We start from the raw sequence: 17238 nt of genomic DNA on the forward strand, positions 1-17238 counted from the left end.
TCGGCCGCGGCGGCCGGCGCCACTGCCGGGGTGCGTCGCGCGGACTTGGCGGTGACCACGGCCGCGCAGGCGACGAGCGTGCCGGCGAGGATCGCCACCAGGTAGCCCCAGACCGGGTTGATGGCGAACACCACGAACAGGCCGCCGTGGGGCGCATACGACTCCACGGAGAACGCCATGATCAGCGCGCCGGTCACGGCGCCGCCGGCCATCATCGACGGGATCACGCGCAGCGGGTCGGCGGCGGCGAACGGGATGGCGCCCTCGGAGATGAAGCTCGCGCCCAGCAGGAACGCGGCGCGGCCGTTCTCCTGCTCGGCCGGGCTGAACAGCCGCTTGCGCACGACGGTGGCCAGGCCCATCGCCAGCGGCGGGACCATGCCGGCGGCCATCACCGCTGCCATGATCCGCAGCGTCGCGGGGTTGTCGGCGACCAGTCCGGCGGTGGCGAACGTGTATGCCGCCTTGTTGACGGGCCCGCCCAGGTCGAAGCACATCATCAGACCCAGGATCACGCCGAGCAGGATCACCGAGGAGCCGGTCATGCCGCCGAGCCAGGACTCCATGGCCTCGGTGAGCGCGGCCAGCGGGCGGCCGAGCAGGAGGAACATGAGCAGACCGATCGCGAGCGAGCCGATCAGCGGGATGAGCACGACGGGCATGAGGCCGGACAGCCAGCGCGGGGTCTTCCACGTGGTCATCCAGCGCACGAGGTAGCCGGCGAGGATGCCGGTGACCAGGGCGCCGATGAAGCCGGCACCGAGGGTCGCGGACAGCGCACCGCCGACGAAGCCCGGGGCGATGCCGGGGCGGTCGGCCAGGCCGTAGGCGATGTACCCCGACAGCACGGCGATCATGAACCCCATCGCCGCCTGGCCGATCGCGAACAGCACTGCGCCGATGTAGAGGCGCAGGCCCGCGTGGGTGAGGGCCTCGGCGCCGGCGGTGCCGGCGGAGACGATCTCGCCGTCGAGGTACCAGACCTCGCCGGGCAGGTCGGTGAGCGTGAACGAGGTGGACAGTTCTTGCCACACGAACGCGACGTCGTAGCCGGCGAAGAGGAAGCCGAGCGCGAGGAGCAGGCCGCCGGCAGCGACGAACGGGATCATGTAGGACACGCCGGTCATCACCGCGCGCTGCAGTCCGCGGGCCCAGTGCTCGTCGGCGCCGGACGCGCCCGACGCGGCGGTCCCCGAGCCGTCGCCGTTGTCGGCCGACACGCGACGGGCGCGGGGGTCGCGCGCGGCGGCCAGCGCCTCGTCGAGGACTCGGTCGGGGGCGTCGATGGCCTTCTTCACGCCGTACTCGACGACGGGCTTGCCGGCGAAGCGGCCGCGGTCGCGGACGCCGACGTCGGTGGCGAACACGACCGCGTCGGCCGCCTCGATCACGCCCGGGTCGAGGGCGGTGGCGCCCGCCGAGCCCTGGGTCTCCACCTGCAGATCGACGCCACGCGCCTGCGCGGCCTGGGCCAGGGAGTCGGCGGCCATGTAGGTGTGGGCGATGCCGGTGGGGCAGGCGGTCACCGCGACCAGGCGCAGCGGCGCGTCGCCACCACCGTCGGTTGTGGTCGCCGCCCCGCCGCCGGACGCCGTGGGGGCGGGCGCCGACGAGGACGACGAGGCCTTCTGCTCCTGCGCGGCGAGCACCTTCTCGATGGCCGCGACCGCGTCCTCGGCCGTGGCGGCCGCCCGGAGGGAGTCCACGAACTCGGCCCGCACGAGGTTCCGCGCGAGCGTGGCGAGCAGCTTGAGGTGTTCCTTGCCGCCGCCGGCGGGGGCGCCGATCATCAGTACGAGGTCAGCGGGTCCGTCCTTGGCGCCGAAGTCGACGGGCGGGTCGAGTCGGGCGAACGCGAGGCTCGGTGAGGTCACGGCCTCGGACTTGCAGTGCGGGATCGCGATCCCGCCCTTCATGCCGGTGGCCGCTTTGTCCTCTCGGGCGAGGAGGTCGCGCACCAGGGTGTCGTGGTCATCGGCGCGGCCGGCGTCGACGAGGGTCCGGGCCAGCGCCCGGATCACCTCCTGCTTGGTGCCGCCGAGGTCGGCGTCGAGCCGCACGGTGGCGGTCTCGATGATGGGCTGGTTCATGGCCGTGCTCCGTGTCGTGGTGAGAAGGGGTTCGCGGTGAGAAGGGGTGGGGCGGTGAGAAGGGGTTCGCGGTGAGAAGGGGTGGGGCGGGAACGGGGACCTCAGTCGAGGCGCCTGAGCGTGGCGCGGAAGGTGGCGGGGTCGAGGCCCAGCGGTAGTCCGGTGCCGGGCAGGGAGGCGGCCACGCTGCCGTGACCGACGGCCCATGCGAGACGGTCCCGCGGCGGGAGTCCGCGGGCCCCGGCGAGCAGATATCCCGCGAGCGCGGAGTCGCCGGCCCCGACCGTGGACCTGACCCGGACGGCGGGGGCGTTCGCGAACCACGTCTCGTCGTCGTCGACCAGGACTGCTCCGGCACCGCCCAGGGTGACCAGGACCGCGCCGACGCCGCGCTCACGCAGGGCGCGTGCGGCAGCGACCACAGGTCCGGTGTCACCGTCGACGGCGCGTCGTTCCAGCTCCGCGCCGTCGACGCCGGCGAGCTGGCCGAGCTCCTCGCCGTTGGGTTTGACCAGGTTCGGCGCGGCGTCCGGGAGTCGCGCGGCGAGGGCTGCCAGGGGCGCGTCGGAGGTGTCGACGGCGAGGCGCGCCCCCGCCGGACGCAGGGCGGTGACCAGGTCGGCGTAGAAGTCGTCCTCCACGCCGCGCGGCAGGGATCCGCACAGCACCACCCACTGCGCGTCGCGGGCGAGGTCGGCGATCGTGGACCGGACCCGGTCGAGCGTGGCGGCATCGAGCTCGGGGCCAGGGGAGTTGATCTTGGTGGTGGTGCCCTCGGGGTCGGCGAGGGTGAGGTTGATCCGCACGGCCCCGGTCGTCGGCATCACGGATGTCGCGACGCCGGTCGCGGCGCACATCGTCACGAACGGGTCCTCGGGAGGCGCGGGGAACACCGCGCGCGCCTCCACCCCGCCGGCAGCCACCACACGTGCGACGTTGACGCCCTTTCCGCCGGGTGAGTCGTCGACGGCCGCTATGCGATTGACCCCGCCCACGGCGAGCGGCGCCGGCAGCTGCGCGGTGCGGTCCACCGACGGGTTCATGGTGAGCGTGACGATCATGGCAGCACGACCTCGATTCCGTGGGTGTCCAGCGCGGCGGCGAGCGGGCCGGGCGGGGGTGAGTCGGTGACCAGCACATCGATCTGGTCGAGGCGGGCGAACGAGACGAGGAACTCGTGGCCGAACTTGCTCGAGTCGGCGAGCACCGCCACCCGCCGCGCGGCGCCGCACATGGCGTTCTTCACCGCCGCCTCGTCCGGGTCCTGGGTGGTGAGGCCGCGGTCGGGGTGGAGGCCGTTGGCGCCGACGAACGCCACGTCCACGCGGATCGCCTCCAGCGCCCGGAGCACCGACGCGCCCACGCACCCGCCGGTGAGGCCGCGGACCGTCCCGCCGAGCACGTGCAGGTCGTCGGTCGCCGCGCGGTGCAGGCCGTCGGCGACGGGGACCGAGTTGGTCATGACCGTCAGCCCGTGGTCGGCGGGCAGCGCCTCGGCGAGGGCCGCGGTGGTGGAGCCGGCGTCGACCAGCACGGTCCCGCCGGCGGCGGGCAGCAGGCGCAGTGCGGCCCGGCCGATCGCGGTCTTGGCCTCGACGTTCTCCGACCGGCGCGCGGCGAGGGTCCGCTCCACACGACCACCCGGGACCGCGCACACCGCGCCGCCGTGCGTGCGCTCGAGGTGGCCCTCTGATTCCAGGACCGACAGGTCGCGGCGGATGGTCTCGGCGCTCACGTCGAGGTCGGCGGCGAGTTCGGCCACGGTGACCCGCCCGGACGCGGCGAGGGTCTCCGTGATGCGCCGTCGTCGCTCGCTGCCATACATGGTGAGCCTTTCGCCTGTGACCGAGTGTGTTGGATTCTGCCCGAAACGGTTGGAAAGTCAAGCGGTCTTAGTTATTCTCGTCACAGAACCACTCGATCGGCCGGGCGCGGGTGCCCGGTCCGCTAGGAGCTCTCAATGACGCAGCAGTCGAAGGCCGGGGCGGTCATCCGCGGCACCGGCGTGGTCGCCGGACTCGCCCACGGGCCCGCCCGATGGGTGGTCCGGCCCGACGCCCTTGACGGGCCCGCCCCGGCCGCCGCCCCGGACACGCCGGGCGCGGTGGACCAGGAGGCCGTCGAGCGCGGCCGGGAGCGCTTCGCTGCCGCGGCCGCCACCGTCGCCGACCGCCTCGACCAGCGGGCCGCCCTGGCGACCGGCGTCAGCGCCGAGGTGCTCACCGCCAACGCCGTCCTCGCCCGCGACCGCGGCTGGGCCAAGGAGGTCACCAAGCAGCTGAAGAAAGGCGTGGCGGTCGAGGCCGCGGCGGTCGCCGCCACCGAGAGCTTCGCCGCGAAGTTCGCCAAGATCGGCGGCCGGCAGGCCGAACGCATCACCGACCTGCGCGATCTCTGCGCCCGGGTGGTCGCCGAACTGCGCGGCCTGCCCGAGCCAGGGATCCCCGCCTTCGACGAACCCGGCATCCTCCTGGCCGACGACCTCGCCCCCGCCGACACCGCCGGCCTCGACCCGGCCCTCGTGCTGGCGATCGTGTGCGAGCATGGCGGCCCCACCTCCCACACCGCGATCATCGCCCGCCAGCTGGGCATCCCCTGCATGGTCGCCGCAGTGGGCCTGTCCGCCGTCGCCGACGGCACCCGCGTGCTCGTCGACGCCGCCGCGGGCACAGTCACCGTCGAGCCCGAGGAGGGGCCGGCCGTGGCGGCGGCCGAGGCGGACCGGCGGAACCGCGCCGCGGCGGCGGCCTGGACCGGACCCGCAGCACTCGCCGACGGCCACGCTGTCTCCCTGCTCGCCAACGTCCAGGACGGCGACGGCGCGGAGGCGGCCGCCGCCGGCCCGGCCGCGGGCGTCGGCCTGTTCCGCACCGAGCTGGCGTTCCTCGACCGGGCCGACGAGCCGACCCACGACGAGCAGGTCGCGCTCTACGCCCGCGTGCTCGGCGCCTTCCCCGACGCGCGCGTCGTCACCCGGACCCTCGACGCCGGCTCGGACAAGCCGCTCGCGTTCGCCGGGATGACCGAGGAGGACAACCCCGCCCTCGGCGTGCGCGGGATCCGCGTGGACCTGCTCGACCGCGGGCTACTGGACCGCCAGCTCGACGCCCTCGCGGCGGCCGGCCGGCAGGTCGGCGGAGCGCAGTCCTCACCGTGGGTGATGGCGCCGATGGTGGCCACCGTCCACGAGGCCCGCGACTTCGCCGACCGCTGCCGCGGCCGGGGCCTCACGCCCGGGATCATGGTCGAGGTGCCGTCCGTCGCCGTGGCGGTGGACCGCTTCCTGCCGCACGTGGACTTCCTGTCCGTCGGCACCAACGACCTCACCCAGTACGTCATGGCAGCCGACCGGATGTCCCCCGACCTGGCCGCCCTCACCGATCCCTGGCAGCCCGCGGTGCTGCGACTCATCCGCACGGTCGCCGACGCCGCCGGCCGTTCCCCCGACGGCCGGTCGATCCCGGTGGGCGTGTGCGGCGAAGCGGCGGCCGACCCGGACCTCGCCTGCGTCCTGCTGGGGCTCGGCGTCACCTCGCTGTCGGTGGCCACCGCCGCCCTCCCCCACGTCGGCGCCGCGCTGGCCGGGGTCACGCTCGAGCAGTGCCGCGAGTTCGCCCGGATCGCGCTCGACAGCGACACGGCCCGCGACGCCCGGGACGCGGTCCGCGCCGCCCGCGGCTGAGGGGGCGCCGGGTACGCGGGCGGCGTCAGCGGAGCGCCACTTCGAGGACCTCCGCGAACACCATTGGCTGGTCTACACTTGACGCCTGTCAACGACAAGAGTGTCCAGATCAGGACTCCGCCTTCGTCGCCACACCGAGAATCACGAGGTCTCACATCATGAATCCGCTGGTCGCCCCCGGTCGTGAAACCCTGTTCCGGTCGCTCGACGTCCGCTCCCTGCACCTGGCCAACCGCCTGGTCATGTCGCCGATGACGCGGATGGGCTGCCCGGGCGGATTGCCCGACGAGATCAACCGGGACTACTACGCGGCCCGCGCCGCAGGCGGTACCGGGCTGGTCGTCACCGAGGGCATCGGCGTGGACCACCCCACGTCGGTCGACCACTCCGCGATCCCGCGCCTCGACGGTCCGGAGTCCGTGGCGGCGTGGCGCGTGGTGACGGACGCCGTGCACGCCGCGGGCGGCCGGATCATGGCGCAGCTGTGGCACGTCGGTCCGCTGTGGGGCGCCAACGCCCGCTTCGATCGCGGGAGCCGCGACCGCCTCATGGCGATGCACCCCATGCGTCCGTCGGGCCTGTGGGGTACGCCGGGCGTCACCACGTACTCGGATCGGAGCATCGAGCGCTGGTCGCCGGCGGTGGAGCCGATGACCGAGTCGGACATCGCCGACGTGATCGGCGCCTTCGCCCGGTCGGCACGGTATGCCCTCGAGGCCGGGTTCGACGGGGTCACCCTGCACGGCGGCCACGGATACCTGCTGGACGCGTTCGTCTGGGCCGATACCAACCGCCGCACCGACGAGTGGGGCGGCGACCTGGCGGCGCGGAGCCGCTTCCCCGCAGCGGTGGTGGCGGCGATCCGTGAGGCCATCGGCGCGGAGGCGCCGCTGTTCTACCGCTTCTCGCAGCACACGCAGCAGGACTACACGGTCCTCAAGGCCACCGACCCCGACGAACTCGGCGTCTACCTCGGCGCACTCGCCGACGCGGGCGTCGACCTGTTCGACGCGTCGACCAGGCGCTTCAGCGATCCGGCGTTCCCCGACCTGGAGGGTGACGACGGCGAGGTCACCCTCGCCGGGTGGGCCCGCAGGCTCACGGGTAAGCCGGCGGGCGCCGTGGGCGGCGTGGGGATCGGGACGTCCCTGCGCGAGCAGAAGTCGGGCAAGGCGGCCGTGGCGGCGGACAACATCGATTCGGTCGTGGAGCGCATGGAGCGCGGCGAGTTCGATCTCATCTCCATCGGCCGGATGCACCTGGCTGATCCGGCGATCGCCCGGGCCCTACGGGCGGCCGAGCCACTTCCGGAGTTCGACCGCGAGGCGCATGAGGCGCCGCTCCGCGCCCCGGCCTGACAACGATTCCCGCCATTGCGATCCGAACCCCGGCGGGCCCGGCCGGCCGGGACTAACCTGCGGCCATGACCGTCACCGATGAGCTACTCGAGGCCGCGAAGGCCTATCAGTCCGACTTCGACAAGGGCGATCTCCCCATGCCGCCCGGCAGGAAGGTCGCCGTCGTGGCCTGCATGGACGCTCGCCTCAACCCGTACGGCCTGCTGGGCCTGACCGAGGGCGACGCCCACGTCATCCGCAACGCGGGCGGGGTCGTCACCGACGATGTCCTGCGATCGCTCACCATCAGCCAGCGACTGCTCGGGACCGAGGAGATCGTCCTCATCCACCACACGGACTGCGGGATGCTCACCTTCCGGGACGACGACTTCAAGGATCAGATCCAGTCCGACACCGGCCTGCGGCCGCGCTGGGCGCCCGAGTCGTTCCCGGAGCCGGAGGCCGACGTCCGCCAGTCGATCGCCCGCGTGGAATCCGACCCCTTCCTGCTGCACAGCACCGCGGTGCGCGGTTTCGTCTACGACGTGTCCACCGGCGAACTGCGTGAGGTCCAGCGCGAAGAGTAGCCCGCCCGGCACGGCCGTCGACGACTCCGGCGTCATCCCACCGTTGAGGCGGCGCTGGCCGCCGACGCAGGTGGCTGGGTGGGAGACGACTACCTCCGCGCGGCGCGGTGTGCCTATGCTCGACATGAACTACCGACTTCCGGACGCAGGGAAAGACCGGTGAGAATCCGGCGCTGACCCGCAACGGTGTGCCGCTACCACAAGTGGCGGCGAGCCCGATCGCCTGCCCGGAGGCCTGACTCCACCAGTCATCGCCGAGGTCTGCGATCCGGGGTCCTGTCAGGTGACGTGGCGTCCTCGACGCCAGCCGTCCTGCGGGTCTGCCGTGGTCGTCGACCACACGACACGATCCGAGGTCTGATCATGTTCCGTCACCACCCCAGAACCGCGCTGGCCGCGCTGCTCGTGAGCGGCCTGGCGCTCGCCGGCTGCTCCCGGGGCGAGGCGCTCGAGAGCGGTGGCGCGGCCGAGCCCTTCGCCAACCCGGTCACCATCGCCAACTGCGAGCGCGAGGCCACCTACACCGAGCCGCCGCAGCGCATCATCTCGATGAACGACCACGTCACCGAGACCCTCATCCAGCTGGGTGCGGGCGACCGGATCGTCGGGATGGGTTACGGCGATCAGAACGACGTGCTGCCGGAGGTCGCCGACCAGTTCCACGCCATCCCGTCGCTGGCCGAGGAGTACCCCACCTGGGAGCAGATCGTCGACCTCGAGCCCGACCTGGTGGTCGCGGGCATGCGCAGCGCGTTCGACGAGAAGGAGGGCCGCAGCCGCGACGCCCTCGAGTCCGCCGGTATCAACACGTTCCTGTTCTCGGAGTACTGCGGCGAGGGGTTCCCCGACCTGTCGATGCTCGAGACGGACTTCTCCCAGCTCGGTCGTGTCCTCGGCGTCGAGCAGGGGGCACGCGACCTCACGGATCGGATCCGTGGGCGGGTCGAAGACGTCCGCTCCACGCTCGACGCGGCGGGCGTGACCGGCATCCCCACCTTTTTCTACGACAGCGGCGAGGCCGAACCCATGACGATCGGCGGTGTGGGCATCGGCCAGCTCATCGGCGAGTACGCGGGCGCGGACAACATCTTCTCCGAGGGTGACAAGCCGTACCCCAAGACCACCTGGGAGGTCCTCGGCGAGCGTCAGCCGTAGGCGATCGTCGTGCTGGACTACGGCCCGATCAGCGCGGAGGACAAGATCGCCTACCTGCGCGCGCAGCCCGTCATGGCCACCACCCCGGCCATCCGGGAGGACCGGATCGTGGTGGTGCCGCTGGCGGACTTCTTCGAGAGCTCGCGGATGGCGACCTCGGTGGAGACCATCGCCCGCGAGCTGCACCCGCACGCGTTCGGGCAGTGACATGACGTCGGTAGCCGAGAAGCCCGATCGCCGCGAGGGCCGCCGCCCGCCGGCCCGGGCAGGGGCCGACCCCGCCGTCGTGTCCTCCTCCGACATAACGGACCCCGCCGGCACCGCACCCAGCGGCCGCCGGCCCCTCGCGCTGATCTGTCTGCCGCTGCTGGCCGTACTCGTGGTCGCGATCGCGGCGGGCGTCTCGCTGGGCTCGGTGTCCATCCCGTTCGGGGACGTGTGGGCGATCGTGGCGCACCGCCTCGCCCCGGGGTTGTTCGAGCCGTGGTGGACCGACGCCCGGGAGGCGATCGTCCTCGAGTCGCGGCTGCCCCGCGCGCTCATGGCGGCGGCCGTGGGCGCGTCCCTGGCGGTGGCGGGCGGCGTCGCGCAGGCGGTGACCCGCAACCCGCTCGCGGACCCGTACCTGCTCGGGGTCTCCTCGGGCGCGGGCTTCGGCGTCGTCGCCCTCACCGTCCTCGGCGTGGGCGCCGGGGTATGGGGCGTGTTCACCCTGCCCATGGCCGCGTTCGTCGGCGCGCTGCTCCCGCTGGCCGGGGTGGTGCTCGTGGCCCGCCGCGCCCACGACACCACCGCGATCGTGCTGGTGGGGGCGGCCATGACGATGGTCTTCGGTGCGCTCAACACCTTCACGCTGCTGGTCCTGGGCGACGACCACCAACTCGGCACGGTCATGCGGTGGCTGGCCGGAGGGTTCGGCGACGCCGGATGGACGATGGTCTGGGCGCCGATCGCGATCCTCGCCGTCGCCGGCACGGTGGTCATGCTGTGCAGCCGCCACCTGGACCTGCTCCTCACCGGCGACGACGGCGCCACCGCGATGGGCGTCAACGTGCCCCGGTTCCGAATCCTCATGCTGCTGCTCGTCTCGCTACTCACCGCGGGCGCCGTGGCGGTGTCGGGGACCATTGGCTTCATCGGCCTGCTCATCCCGCACCTCGCGGGCTTCCTCACCGGCCGCACTTCGGCGCGCCTGCTGCCCACCGCGGCCCTGCTCGGCGCGGTCGCCCTAGTCCTCGCCGACATCGCCGCGCGTGCGGTAAGCGAGGGCGCCGAGCTGCCGGTCGGTGTCATCACGGGCGTCGTGGGCGGGCCGGTGTTCCTGGCGATGCTGTGGCGCCGCTACGGGAAGGCGTCGATATGACCACCCTCAGCGCGAACCGTGTCTCCGCCCGCCTGGGCGGCCGGCAGATCCTCGACGGCGTCGACCTCACCGTGACCCCCGGCCTGGTCACCGCCCTGGTCGGGCCGAACGGCAGCGGCAAGACCACCCTGCTGCGCGCGTGTTACCGAGCGCTGCCCACCACGGCGGGTCTCGTCACCATCGACGGCGCGGACATCAGCTCGCTGCGCCGCCGCACGCTCGCCCGCACGGTGGGGGCCAGCGCGCAGGAGCCGGTCTCGCTGGGCGGCATCACGGTCCGCGAGTCGGTGCGCCTGGGCCGGACGGTCACCCGCGGGCCGTTCGAGCCCCTCGGCGCCGACGACTCCGCGGTCGTCGAGACCGTCCTCGCGCAGATCGGGCTGACCGAGCTCGCCGACCGGGACGTGCTCGCCCTGTCCGGCGGGGAGCGGCAGCGGGTGTCGATCGCGCGCACCCTCGCCCAGCAGCCCGACGTCCTCCTGCTGGACGAGCCGACCAACCACCTCGACCTCCACCAGCAACTGTCGGTCCTGGCGCTGTTGCGCGAGCTCGCGGCCGGCGGCCTGGCGGTGCTGCTCACGCTCCACGACCTGCGCATGGCCGTCGAGTACTGCGATGCCGTCGCCGTTCTACACCGCGGTCGGCTCGTCGCGACGGGCGCGCCGGAGGAGGTCCTGGACGCCGCCGTGCTGCGGGAGGTGTTCGGCGTGCGCGGCCAGGTGCGGGCGGGGTCGGACGGTCGCCGAACGCTCGACGTGGTGGGGCTCGCCGATGCGTGACGGAGCGGTGGGTGGCGCGAGCGTGGGTGGCGGGCCGGGGGGTGACGACGGCGACGACGACGAGCTCCGCGCCCCCGGGACCGTGGCGGCAGCGTACGCGGGCGCCTCGACCCTCCTCGGGGACTTCGCCCGCACCATCGAGCACGGCTCGACCGTCCTGCCCGGCGCGGTGCTGACGGACCCGCGGTGGCTGGCCCGGCGGGTGGAGGACACCGGCCGGCGCTGGAACCATGACGATCCGCGGGTGAACGGGACGTTGTGGTGGTATTCGGCCAGCTCGACGCTGGTCGCGGCGCCGCTGGCGATGCTGCTCGCCACCGGACGCGCGCCCGATCCCCGCCCGGGGCGGCTCAGCGTCTCGCTGCAGCCGAACGGCTATCTCCGGTCGGCGCGGTCTGATCGACTCCTGCCGTCGGCCGCGGCCTTCGCCGACGCGCTGGTGGAGGCCCACTCGGGGGTGATCGCCGCCCTCGCGGAGGTCTCGGGCGCGGCACCGCGGGCGTTGTGGGCCATTGCGACGGACTCCATCGCCAATCGCGCGCTCGAGGTGGGCCGCGCCGCAGGCGAGGAGGACCGTGGCGTCGAGCTCGCTCGCGCTGTGTGCCGGCCACCGCTGCTGCCGGCCCGGTTCATCGACGTGGAGGGCACCGAGCGGACACGCCGGTTCGTCCGCCGCAGTTCGTGCTGCCTCATCTATGTGGCCACCGACGGCGGCAAGTGCGCGAGCTGCCCGCGACGAACCCCCGAGGACCGACGGACCGAGCTCCTCCGGCGGGCCTAGCTTCTCGAGCGACGACCACCCCGTGCCGATTGGAGCACCTGTCGAACTCCGGAGCCGGGTGCGACCCCAGACTCAGGCGAGAGGCAATCCGGGCACCAGATCCCCCGCCAGACCGGCGACCGCGCCGATCACCGTGATCGCGGGTGGCGCGACCTGCGCCTCCGCGGCCTGCCGCGCGATCGTCGCCAGCGTGCCGTGCAGGATGCGCTGGGCCGGGGTCGAGCCGTTCTCGATCAGCACCGCCGGGGTGTCCGCGGGCATCGTCTCGGCCAGCAGTTCCGCGGTGATCGCGGGGAGGGTCGTCACCGCCATGAGTAGCACCAGGGTCGTGCCGGAGCGAGCCAGCGCCGCATAGTCGAGCGTCGACTGCGGGTGCCCGGGCGGGACGTGTCCGGAGATCACCGACACCCCTTGAGAAAGCCCGCGGTGGGTGGCGGGCACCCCGGCCAGGGCGGGAACCGAGAACGCCGAGGTCACGCCCGGGATCACCGTCACCGGCACCCCGGCGGCCGTGCACGCGAGATGCTCCTCGGCGCCGCGACCGAACAGGAAGCTGTCGCCGCCCTTGAGTCGCACCACCGTGCGGCCGCGCCGGGCCTGCTCGACGAGGATCCGGTTGATCTCCTCCTGCGGGGTCGCGGGACCGAACGGCACCTTGCCCACACCGATCACCTCGATGCCTGGGTCGAGCTCGTCGAGGATCGACACAGGTCCCAGGCGGTCGGTCACCACCACGTCGGCGGTGCGCACGGCCTCGAGCCCGGCCACGGTCATCAACCCCGGGTCACCCGGCCCGCCTCCGACCAGCGCCACCCGGCCCGGGCACTGCCCGCCGCCGTCGGCCCGGTCGGCGCGATCCTCGCCGGCCGCCGCATTCTCCACCGCCATCAGGCCGTCGTCCCTTCTCCGCGTCGCAACAGGTACACATCCATCACCCAGCCGTGCTCGGCGCGCAGCCGCTCGCGGTGCCCCCGCAGCTCGGCGAGCACGTCGCCGACGCGGCCGGCCACCAGCGTCTCGCCGGCATCGCCGAGGTTGCCGCCCCACCAGATCCGCCAGTCGGCGAACTCGTCGAGCGGCAGGTCCGCGTTGAGCATCACCACCACGTTGTCCGCGCCGGCGGCCACGGCCTCGCGCAGCCGCCGCCCGGTGGTGACGGTGACGGTACCGCCGATCTCGTGCAGCACGATCCGGTGCCGCGCGGCCAGGACCTGCAGCGCCGAGATCCCCGGCAGCACCTCCACGTCCAGCGCCAGGCGGCCGCGCTCGGCGATCCGGTCGAGAATCCGAAGCGTCGAGTCGTAGAACGCCGGGTCGCCCCACACCGGGATCGCCACGTCGCCGGGCCGCGCGGCCATCGCGCGCTCCCACGCCAGTGAGCGCGCCTCGTGCCAGTCCAGGACCACGCCGCGGTAGTCGAGCGGGGTTGAGGTCGACGACGACGAGCGCTCCCTCTCCGGATCAGGCACGCCCACCAGCTCCACGTCCGGTGCGTGCCGGGCGAGCAGCCGCGCCCGGAGATCGACCAGCGGGTCGGCCGGGCCCTTCACGGCGGCGAGGGCATACGCGCTGGCGCGCAGGGCCTCGGCGGCTTCGATGGTGATCTGGTCGAGCCCACCGGAGCCGATGCCCACCACGCGCACCCGCCGCCTGTCACTCGCCATGGGAGTCCTCGAGATCGCCCTCGACGTCGAGGTAGACCTGCCGCATCCGGTTCATGATGTCGGCGTCCGGCTCGGCCCACATTCCGCGGTCGGCGGCCTCGGACAGGCGCTCGATCATCCCGCGCAGCGCCCACGGGTTGGAGGTGCGCAGGAAGTCCTGGGTTTTGTCGTCCAGCACGTACTCCCGGGCGAGGGTGTCGTACATCCAGTCCTGCACCACCCCGGCGGTGGCGTCGAAGCCGAACAGGTAGTCCACGGTGGCGGCGAGCTCGAACGCCCCCTTGTAGCCGTGGCGCTGCATGGCCGCGATCCACCGGGGGTTGACCACCCGGGCGCGGAACACCCGTCGGGTCTCCTCGGCCAGGGTCCGGGTGCGCACGGCGTCCGGGGTGGTGGAGTCGCCCACGTACGCGCGCGGCTCGGCGCCGGTGAGCGCACGCACGGTGGCGATCATCCCGCCGTGGTACTGGAAGTAGTCGTCCGAGTCGGCGATGTCGTGCTCGCGGGTGTCGATGTTCTTGGCGGCGACCGCGATGCGCCGGTAGTTGATGCGCATGTCGTCGGCGGCGGGCACCCCGGCCAGGTCGCGGCCGTAGGCATAGCCGCCCCAGCGGGTGTACACCTCGGCCAGGTCGCGGTCGTCGCGCCAGTTGCCCGCCTCGATGGTCTGCAGGATCCCCGCGCCGTACGACCCGGGCGCCGAGCCGAAGATGCGGGTGGTGGCCCGCCGCCCATCGTGGTGCTCGGCCAGGTCGGCGCGGGTGTGGGCGGCGACGTAGTTGAGCTCGTCCGGCTCGTCGAGCTCGGCGACCATCCGGACGGCGTCGTCGAGCATCGCGATGACGTGCGGAAACGCGTCGCGGAAGAAGCCGGAGATCCGGACCGTCACGTCGACGCGCGGGCGCCCCAGCTCCTCGGTCGGGATCACCTCGAGGCCGGTGACGCGGCGGGAGGCCTCGTCCCACTCCGGGCGCACGCCCAATAGGGCCAGCACCTCGGCGATGTCGTCGCCCGAGGTGCGCATGGCCGAGGTGCCCCAGATCGACAGCCCCACCGAGGCCGGGTAGGAGCCGGTCTCCTCCAGGTGCCGCTCGAGCAGCGAGTCGGCCATGGCCTGGCCGGTGTCCCACGCCAGTCGAGACGGGATCGCCCGCGGGTCCACGGTGTAGAAGTTCCGCCCCGTGGGCAGCACGTTGACCAGGCCCCGCAGCGGGGATCCCGAGGGGCCGGCCGGGATGAACCCGCCGTCCAGGGCGTGCATGACCGCGTCCAGCTCGTCGGCCGTGCCGGCCAACCTCGGTACGACCTCACGGGCGGCGAAGCCGAGCACCTGCGCCACCTCGTCGTCGTCGCCCCCCAGACCGTCCCCACGGTCCCCGGCGTCACCGGACGCACCGGCCCCACGCATCTCGGCCAGGACCTCGGGCACGGCGGCCACGTCCCAGTCGCGCGCCTCCATGGCCTCCACCAGCGCGCGTGCTCGCGCCTCGACGCGGTCGACCTCCTCGGTCGGCGCGCCCTCGGCCAGGCCGAGCGCGCGGCGCAGGCCCGGCACCGCGCCGGACTGCCCGCCCCACACCTGGGACGCGCGCAGGATGGCCAGCACCAGGTTGACCCGCGCCTCGCCGTCGGGCGCCTGGCCCAGGACGTGCAGGCCGTCGCGGATCTGGACGTCCTTGATCTCACACAGCCAGCCGTCCACGTGGAGGAGGAAGTCGTCGAACTCCTCGTCATCGGGACGCTGCTCCAGGCCCAGGTCCTCGTGCATGTGCGCGGCCTGCATGAGGGTCCAGATCTGCGCGCGGATGGACGGCAGCTTGGCCGGGTCCATCGCGGCGATGTTGCCGTACTCGTCGAGCAGCTGCTCGAGCCGCGCGATGTCGCCGTACGACTCCGCGCGGGCCATGGGCGGGACCAGGTGGTCGACGATCGTGGCGTGCGCGCGTCGCTTGGCCTGCGCGCCCTCGCCCGGGTCGTTGACGAGGAAGGGGTAGATCAGCGGCAGGTTCGCGATGGCCGCGTCCGTGGCGCAGTCCGCCGAGAGCGCGGCGTTCTTGCCCGGCAGCCACTCCAGCGAGCCGTGCTTGCCGATGTGCACCAGCGCGTGCGCGCTGAAGCCGTGGGCCAGCCAGCGGTAGGCGGCCAGGTAGTGGTGGGACGGCGCGAGCTCGGGGTCGTGGTAGATCGCCACCGGGTTCTCACCGAAGCCGCGGGGCGGCTGGATCAACAGGACGACGTTGCCCGCTTGAAGGGTGGCCAGGACGATCTCGCCGGCGTCGTTGACGAACAGGGTGCCCGGCGCCTCGCCCCACGCCTCGACCATCTCGTTGCGCAGAGTCGCGGGCAGGTCGGCGGTCCAGCGCAGGTAGTCCTCGGTGGAGATGCGGACGTGGCTCTCGGTGAGCTGGGCCGTGGTGAGCCACTCCTCGTCCTGGCCGCCCGCGTCGATGAGGGCGTGGATGAGGGCGTCGCCGGCGGCGGTGTCGGTGGCGTAGGCCTGCTCGTCGAGGAACTTCGCGACGGGTCCGTCCGCCGGGCCCAGGTCGTAGCCGTCCTCGCGCATCCGCCGCAGGAGGCGAATGGTGGACGCGGGGGTGTCCAGGCCGACGGCGTTGCCGATGCGGGAGTGCTTGGTCGGGTACGCCGACAGGACCAGCGCGATCTTGCGGTCAGCGGGCGCGACGTGGCGCAGCCGGGCGTGGGCCACGGCGATCCCGGCCACGCGCGCGCACCGCTCGGGGTCGGCGACGTAGCGGGGCAGGCCGTCGGCGTCGATCTCCTTGAACGAGAACGGGGCGGTGATGATGCGACCGTCGAACTCGGGGATCGCGATCTGGTTGGCCGAGTCCAGCGGGTTGACGCCGTCGTCCGACTCCGACCAGTCGTCGCGGCCCCAGGTCAGGCACAGGCCCTGCAGCACGGGGATGTCCAGGGCGGCGATGCGCTCGACGTCCCACGCCTCGTCGTCGCCACCCGCGCTGGCGGTCCCGGGCGTGGTGCCGCCGGCCGCCAGTACGGTCACGACCAGCGCGTCCAGCGTGCCGAGCGCGTCGAACAGCTCGTCGGGCGCCGAGCGCAGGGAGCCGGCGAAGATCGGCACGCCCACCCCGCCGGCGGCGTCGATCGCGTCGGCCAGCGCGTGCGCGAATCCGGAGTTCCCGCTCACCTCGTGGGCGCGGTAGTAGAGCACGCCCACGCGGGGGCCGCCCGGCGACTGGTCAGACCCGCCCGCGTTCTCCCAGGTCGCGTCGCGGGAATCGCGGCGTTTGTGACCACTCGCCGGGGAGTCGGCGCCCGGCCGCTCCGGCATCCCCCACACCGGCACGCTCACCGGCGGCTCGAAACCGGCGCCGGTGAGCAGCACCGTGTCGGAGAGGAAGGCGTGCAGCTGCGCGAGGTTGGTCGGCCCGCCCTCGGCGAGATAGCGGTGGGCCTCGGCGGCGGTCCCGATGGGGACGGTCGACAGTTCCATGAGGTCGGCGTCCGGGGTCTGCTCACCGCCCAGCACCACCACGGGCACGCCCGCGCCCAGGACGGCGGCGAACCCGTCATCCCACGAGCGACGCGAGCCGAGAATGCGGACCACCACCAGGTCGGCGCCGGTGATCAGGGCGGGCAGGTCGGACTCGACGTCCAGGCGCGACGGGTTGCCGAGTGTGAACTCGGCGCCGGATTCGCGCGCGGAGAGCAGGTCCGTGTCGGAGGTGGACAGTAGTGCGATGCGGGGCACGTCGGAGCGTGCCGGGGCGTCATCAGGGGACGCCGAACGCCGGTCGGGGCGCATGTTCTTCTCCAAACCC

At 73.2% G+C, this 17238-nt stretch carries 12 protein-coding genes, 1 pseudogene and 1 riboswitch; of the genes and pseudogenes, 7 read left to right on the forward strand and 6 right to left on the reverse strand.

The features are described 5' to 3' along the window. The 3 genes from DPA01S_RS09600 to DPA01S_RS09610 form a co-directional block, all read right to left on the reverse strand. Positions 1 to 2090: PTS fructose transporter subunit IIABC (locus DPA01S_RS09600; RefSeq protein WP_061915762.1), on the reverse strand; the 2090-nt coding region annotated here is incomplete at its 3' end. A 101-nt stretch (positions 2091 to 2191) separates the two neighbouring features. Beyond that, positions 2192 to 3151 (reverse strand): 1-phosphofructokinase family hexose kinase, encoded by a 960-nt coding sequence (locus DPA01S_RS09605; protein WP_061915765.1) that lies wholly within the window; start codon positions 3149 to 3151, stop codon positions 2192 to 2194. Beyond that, the gene (locus DPA01S_RS09610; RefSeq protein WP_061915768.1) at positions 3148 to 3915 is read right to left on the reverse strand and encodes a DeoR/GlpR family DNA-binding transcription regulator; all 768 of its coding nucleotides are present in this window, start codon (positions 3913 to 3915) and stop codon (positions 3148 to 3150) included. Before DPA01S_RS09610 ends, DPA01S_RS09605 begins: the two co-directional genes overlap by 4 nt. A 135-nt stretch (positions 3916 to 4050) precedes the next feature. On the opposite strand from DPA01S_RS09610, the gene DPA01S_RS09615 reads away from it, so the two are divergent. The 7 genes and pseudogenes from DPA01S_RS09615 (at position 4051) to DPA01S_RS09645 (ending at position 11774) form a co-directional block, all read left to right on the forward strand. Next, positions 4051 to 5772: a putative PEP-binding protein gene (locus tag DPA01S_RS09615; RefSeq protein ID WP_061915771.1), complete on the forward strand. Its 1722-nt coding sequence runs from the start codon at positions 4051 to 4053 to the stop codon at positions 5770 to 5772. Positions 5773 to 5930: 158 nt separating this feature from the next. Beyond that, positions 5931 to 7130 carry an oxidoreductase gene (locus DPA01S_RS09620; protein ID WP_061915774.1) on the forward strand — a complete coding sequence of 400 codons (1200 nt, stop codon included), beginning with the start codon at positions 5931 to 5933 and terminating at the stop codon, positions 7128 to 7130. A gap of 65 nt (positions 7131 to 7195) precedes the next feature. After that, positions 7196 to 7696: a beta-class carbonic anhydrase gene (locus DPA01S_RS09625; protein WP_061915777.1), complete on the forward strand. Its 501-nt coding sequence runs from the start codon at positions 7196 to 7198 to the stop codon at positions 7694 to 7696. Between the two features lie 137 nt (positions 7697 to 7833). Further along, positions 7834 to 7929: riboswitch (adenosylcobalamin-variant (AdoCbl-variant) riboswitch) on the forward strand. A gap of 130 nt (positions 7930 to 8059) precedes the next feature. Further along, positions 8060 to 9058 (forward strand): annotated as a pseudogene (locus DPA01S_RS09630) (ABC transporter substrate-binding protein). A gap of 1 nt (position 9059) precedes the next feature. Then, complete coding sequence (locus tag DPA01S_RS09635; protein ID WP_153038720.1) at positions 9060 to 10214, forward strand: FecCD family ABC transporter permease; 1155 nt, start codon at positions 9060 to 9062, stop codon at positions 10212 to 10214. After that, entirely contained in the window at positions 10211 to 10993 is a 783-nt protein-coding gene (locus DPA01S_RS09640) for an ABC transporter ATP-binding protein (RefSeq protein WP_061915780.1), read from the forward strand. The genes DPA01S_RS09635 and DPA01S_RS09640 overlap by 4 nt, the downstream gene beginning before the upstream one ends. Continuing rightward, entirely contained in the window at positions 10986 to 11774 is a 789-nt protein-coding gene (locus tag DPA01S_RS09645; RefSeq protein ID WP_061915783.1) for a (2Fe-2S)-binding protein, read from the forward strand. Before DPA01S_RS09640 ends, DPA01S_RS09645 begins: the two co-directional genes overlap by 8 nt. 72 nt (positions 11775 to 11846) lie before the next feature. Here DPA01S_RS09645 and cobA read toward each other — a convergent pair whose 3' ends face one another. The 3 genes from cobA to cobN are packed head-to-tail and all read right to left on the reverse strand — an operon-like array spanning position 11847 to position 17168. After that, entirely contained in the window at positions 11847 to 12662 is an 816-nt protein-coding gene (gene cobA, locus DPA01S_RS09650; protein WP_061915786.1) for a uroporphyrinogen-III C-methyltransferase, read from the reverse strand. Beyond that, entirely contained in the window at positions 12662 to 13438 is a 777-nt protein-coding gene (gene cobF / locus DPA01S_RS09655; protein WP_061915789.1) for a precorrin-6A synthase (deacetylating), read from the reverse strand. Before cobF ends, cobA begins: the two co-directional genes overlap by 1 nt. Next, the gene (gene cobN / locus DPA01S_RS09660) at positions 13428 to 17168 is read right to left on the reverse strand and encodes a cobaltochelatase subunit CobN (RefSeq protein ID WP_198150744.1); all 3741 of its coding nucleotides are present in this window, start codon (positions 17166 to 17168) and stop codon (positions 13428 to 13430) included. Before cobN ends, cobF begins: the two co-directional genes overlap by 11 nt. Between the last annotated feature and the right edge of the window lie 70 nt (positions 17169 to 17238).

Source organism: Dietzia papillomatosis NBRC 105045, assembly GCF_001570845.1.
GTDB lineage: Bacteria > Actinomycetota > Actinomycetes > Mycobacteriales > Mycobacteriaceae > Dietzia > Dietzia cinnamea.

Excerpts from the sequence above, each read along its gene's own strand:
- cobF (WP_061915789.1), bottom strand. The coding sequence starts at position 13,438 with ATGGCGAGTGACAGGCGGCGGGTGCGCGTGGTGGGCATCGGCTCCGGT.
- DPA01S_RS09620 (WP_061915774.1), top strand. The coding sequence starts at position 5,931 with ATGAATCCGCTGGTCGCCCCCGGTCGTGAAACCCTGTTCCGGTCGCTC.
- DPA01S_RS09635 (WP_153038720.1), top strand. The coding sequence starts at position 9,060 with ATGACGTCGGTAGCCGAGAAGCCCGATCGCCGCGAGGGCCGCCGCCCG.
- DPA01S_RS09615 (WP_061915771.1), top strand. The coding sequence starts at position 4,051 with ATGACGCAGCAGTCGAAGGCCGGGGCGGTCATCCGCGGCACCGGCGTG.
- DPA01S_RS09645 (WP_061915783.1), top strand. The coding sequence starts at position 10,986 with ATGCGTGACGGAGCGGTGGGTGGCGCGAGCGTGGGTGGCGGGCCGGGG.
- cobA (WP_061915786.1), bottom strand. The coding sequence starts at position 12,662 with ATGGCGGTGGAGAATGCGGCGGCCGGCGAGGATCGCGCCGACCGGGCC.
- DPA01S_RS09640 (WP_061915780.1), top strand. The coding sequence starts at position 10,211 with ATGACCACCCTCAGCGCGAACCGTGTCTCCGCCCGCCTGGGCGGCCGG.
- DPA01S_RS09605 (WP_061915765.1), bottom strand. The coding sequence starts at position 3,151 with ATGATCGTCACGCTCACCATGAACCCGTCGGTGGACCGCACCGCGCAG.
- DPA01S_RS09625 (WP_061915777.1), top strand. The coding sequence starts at position 7,196 with ATGACCGTCACCGATGAGCTACTCGAGGCCGCGAAGGCCTATCAGTCC.
- DPA01S_RS09610 (WP_061915768.1), bottom strand. The coding sequence starts at position 3,915 with ATGTATGGCAGCGAGCGACGACGGCGCATCACGGAGACCCTCGCCGCG.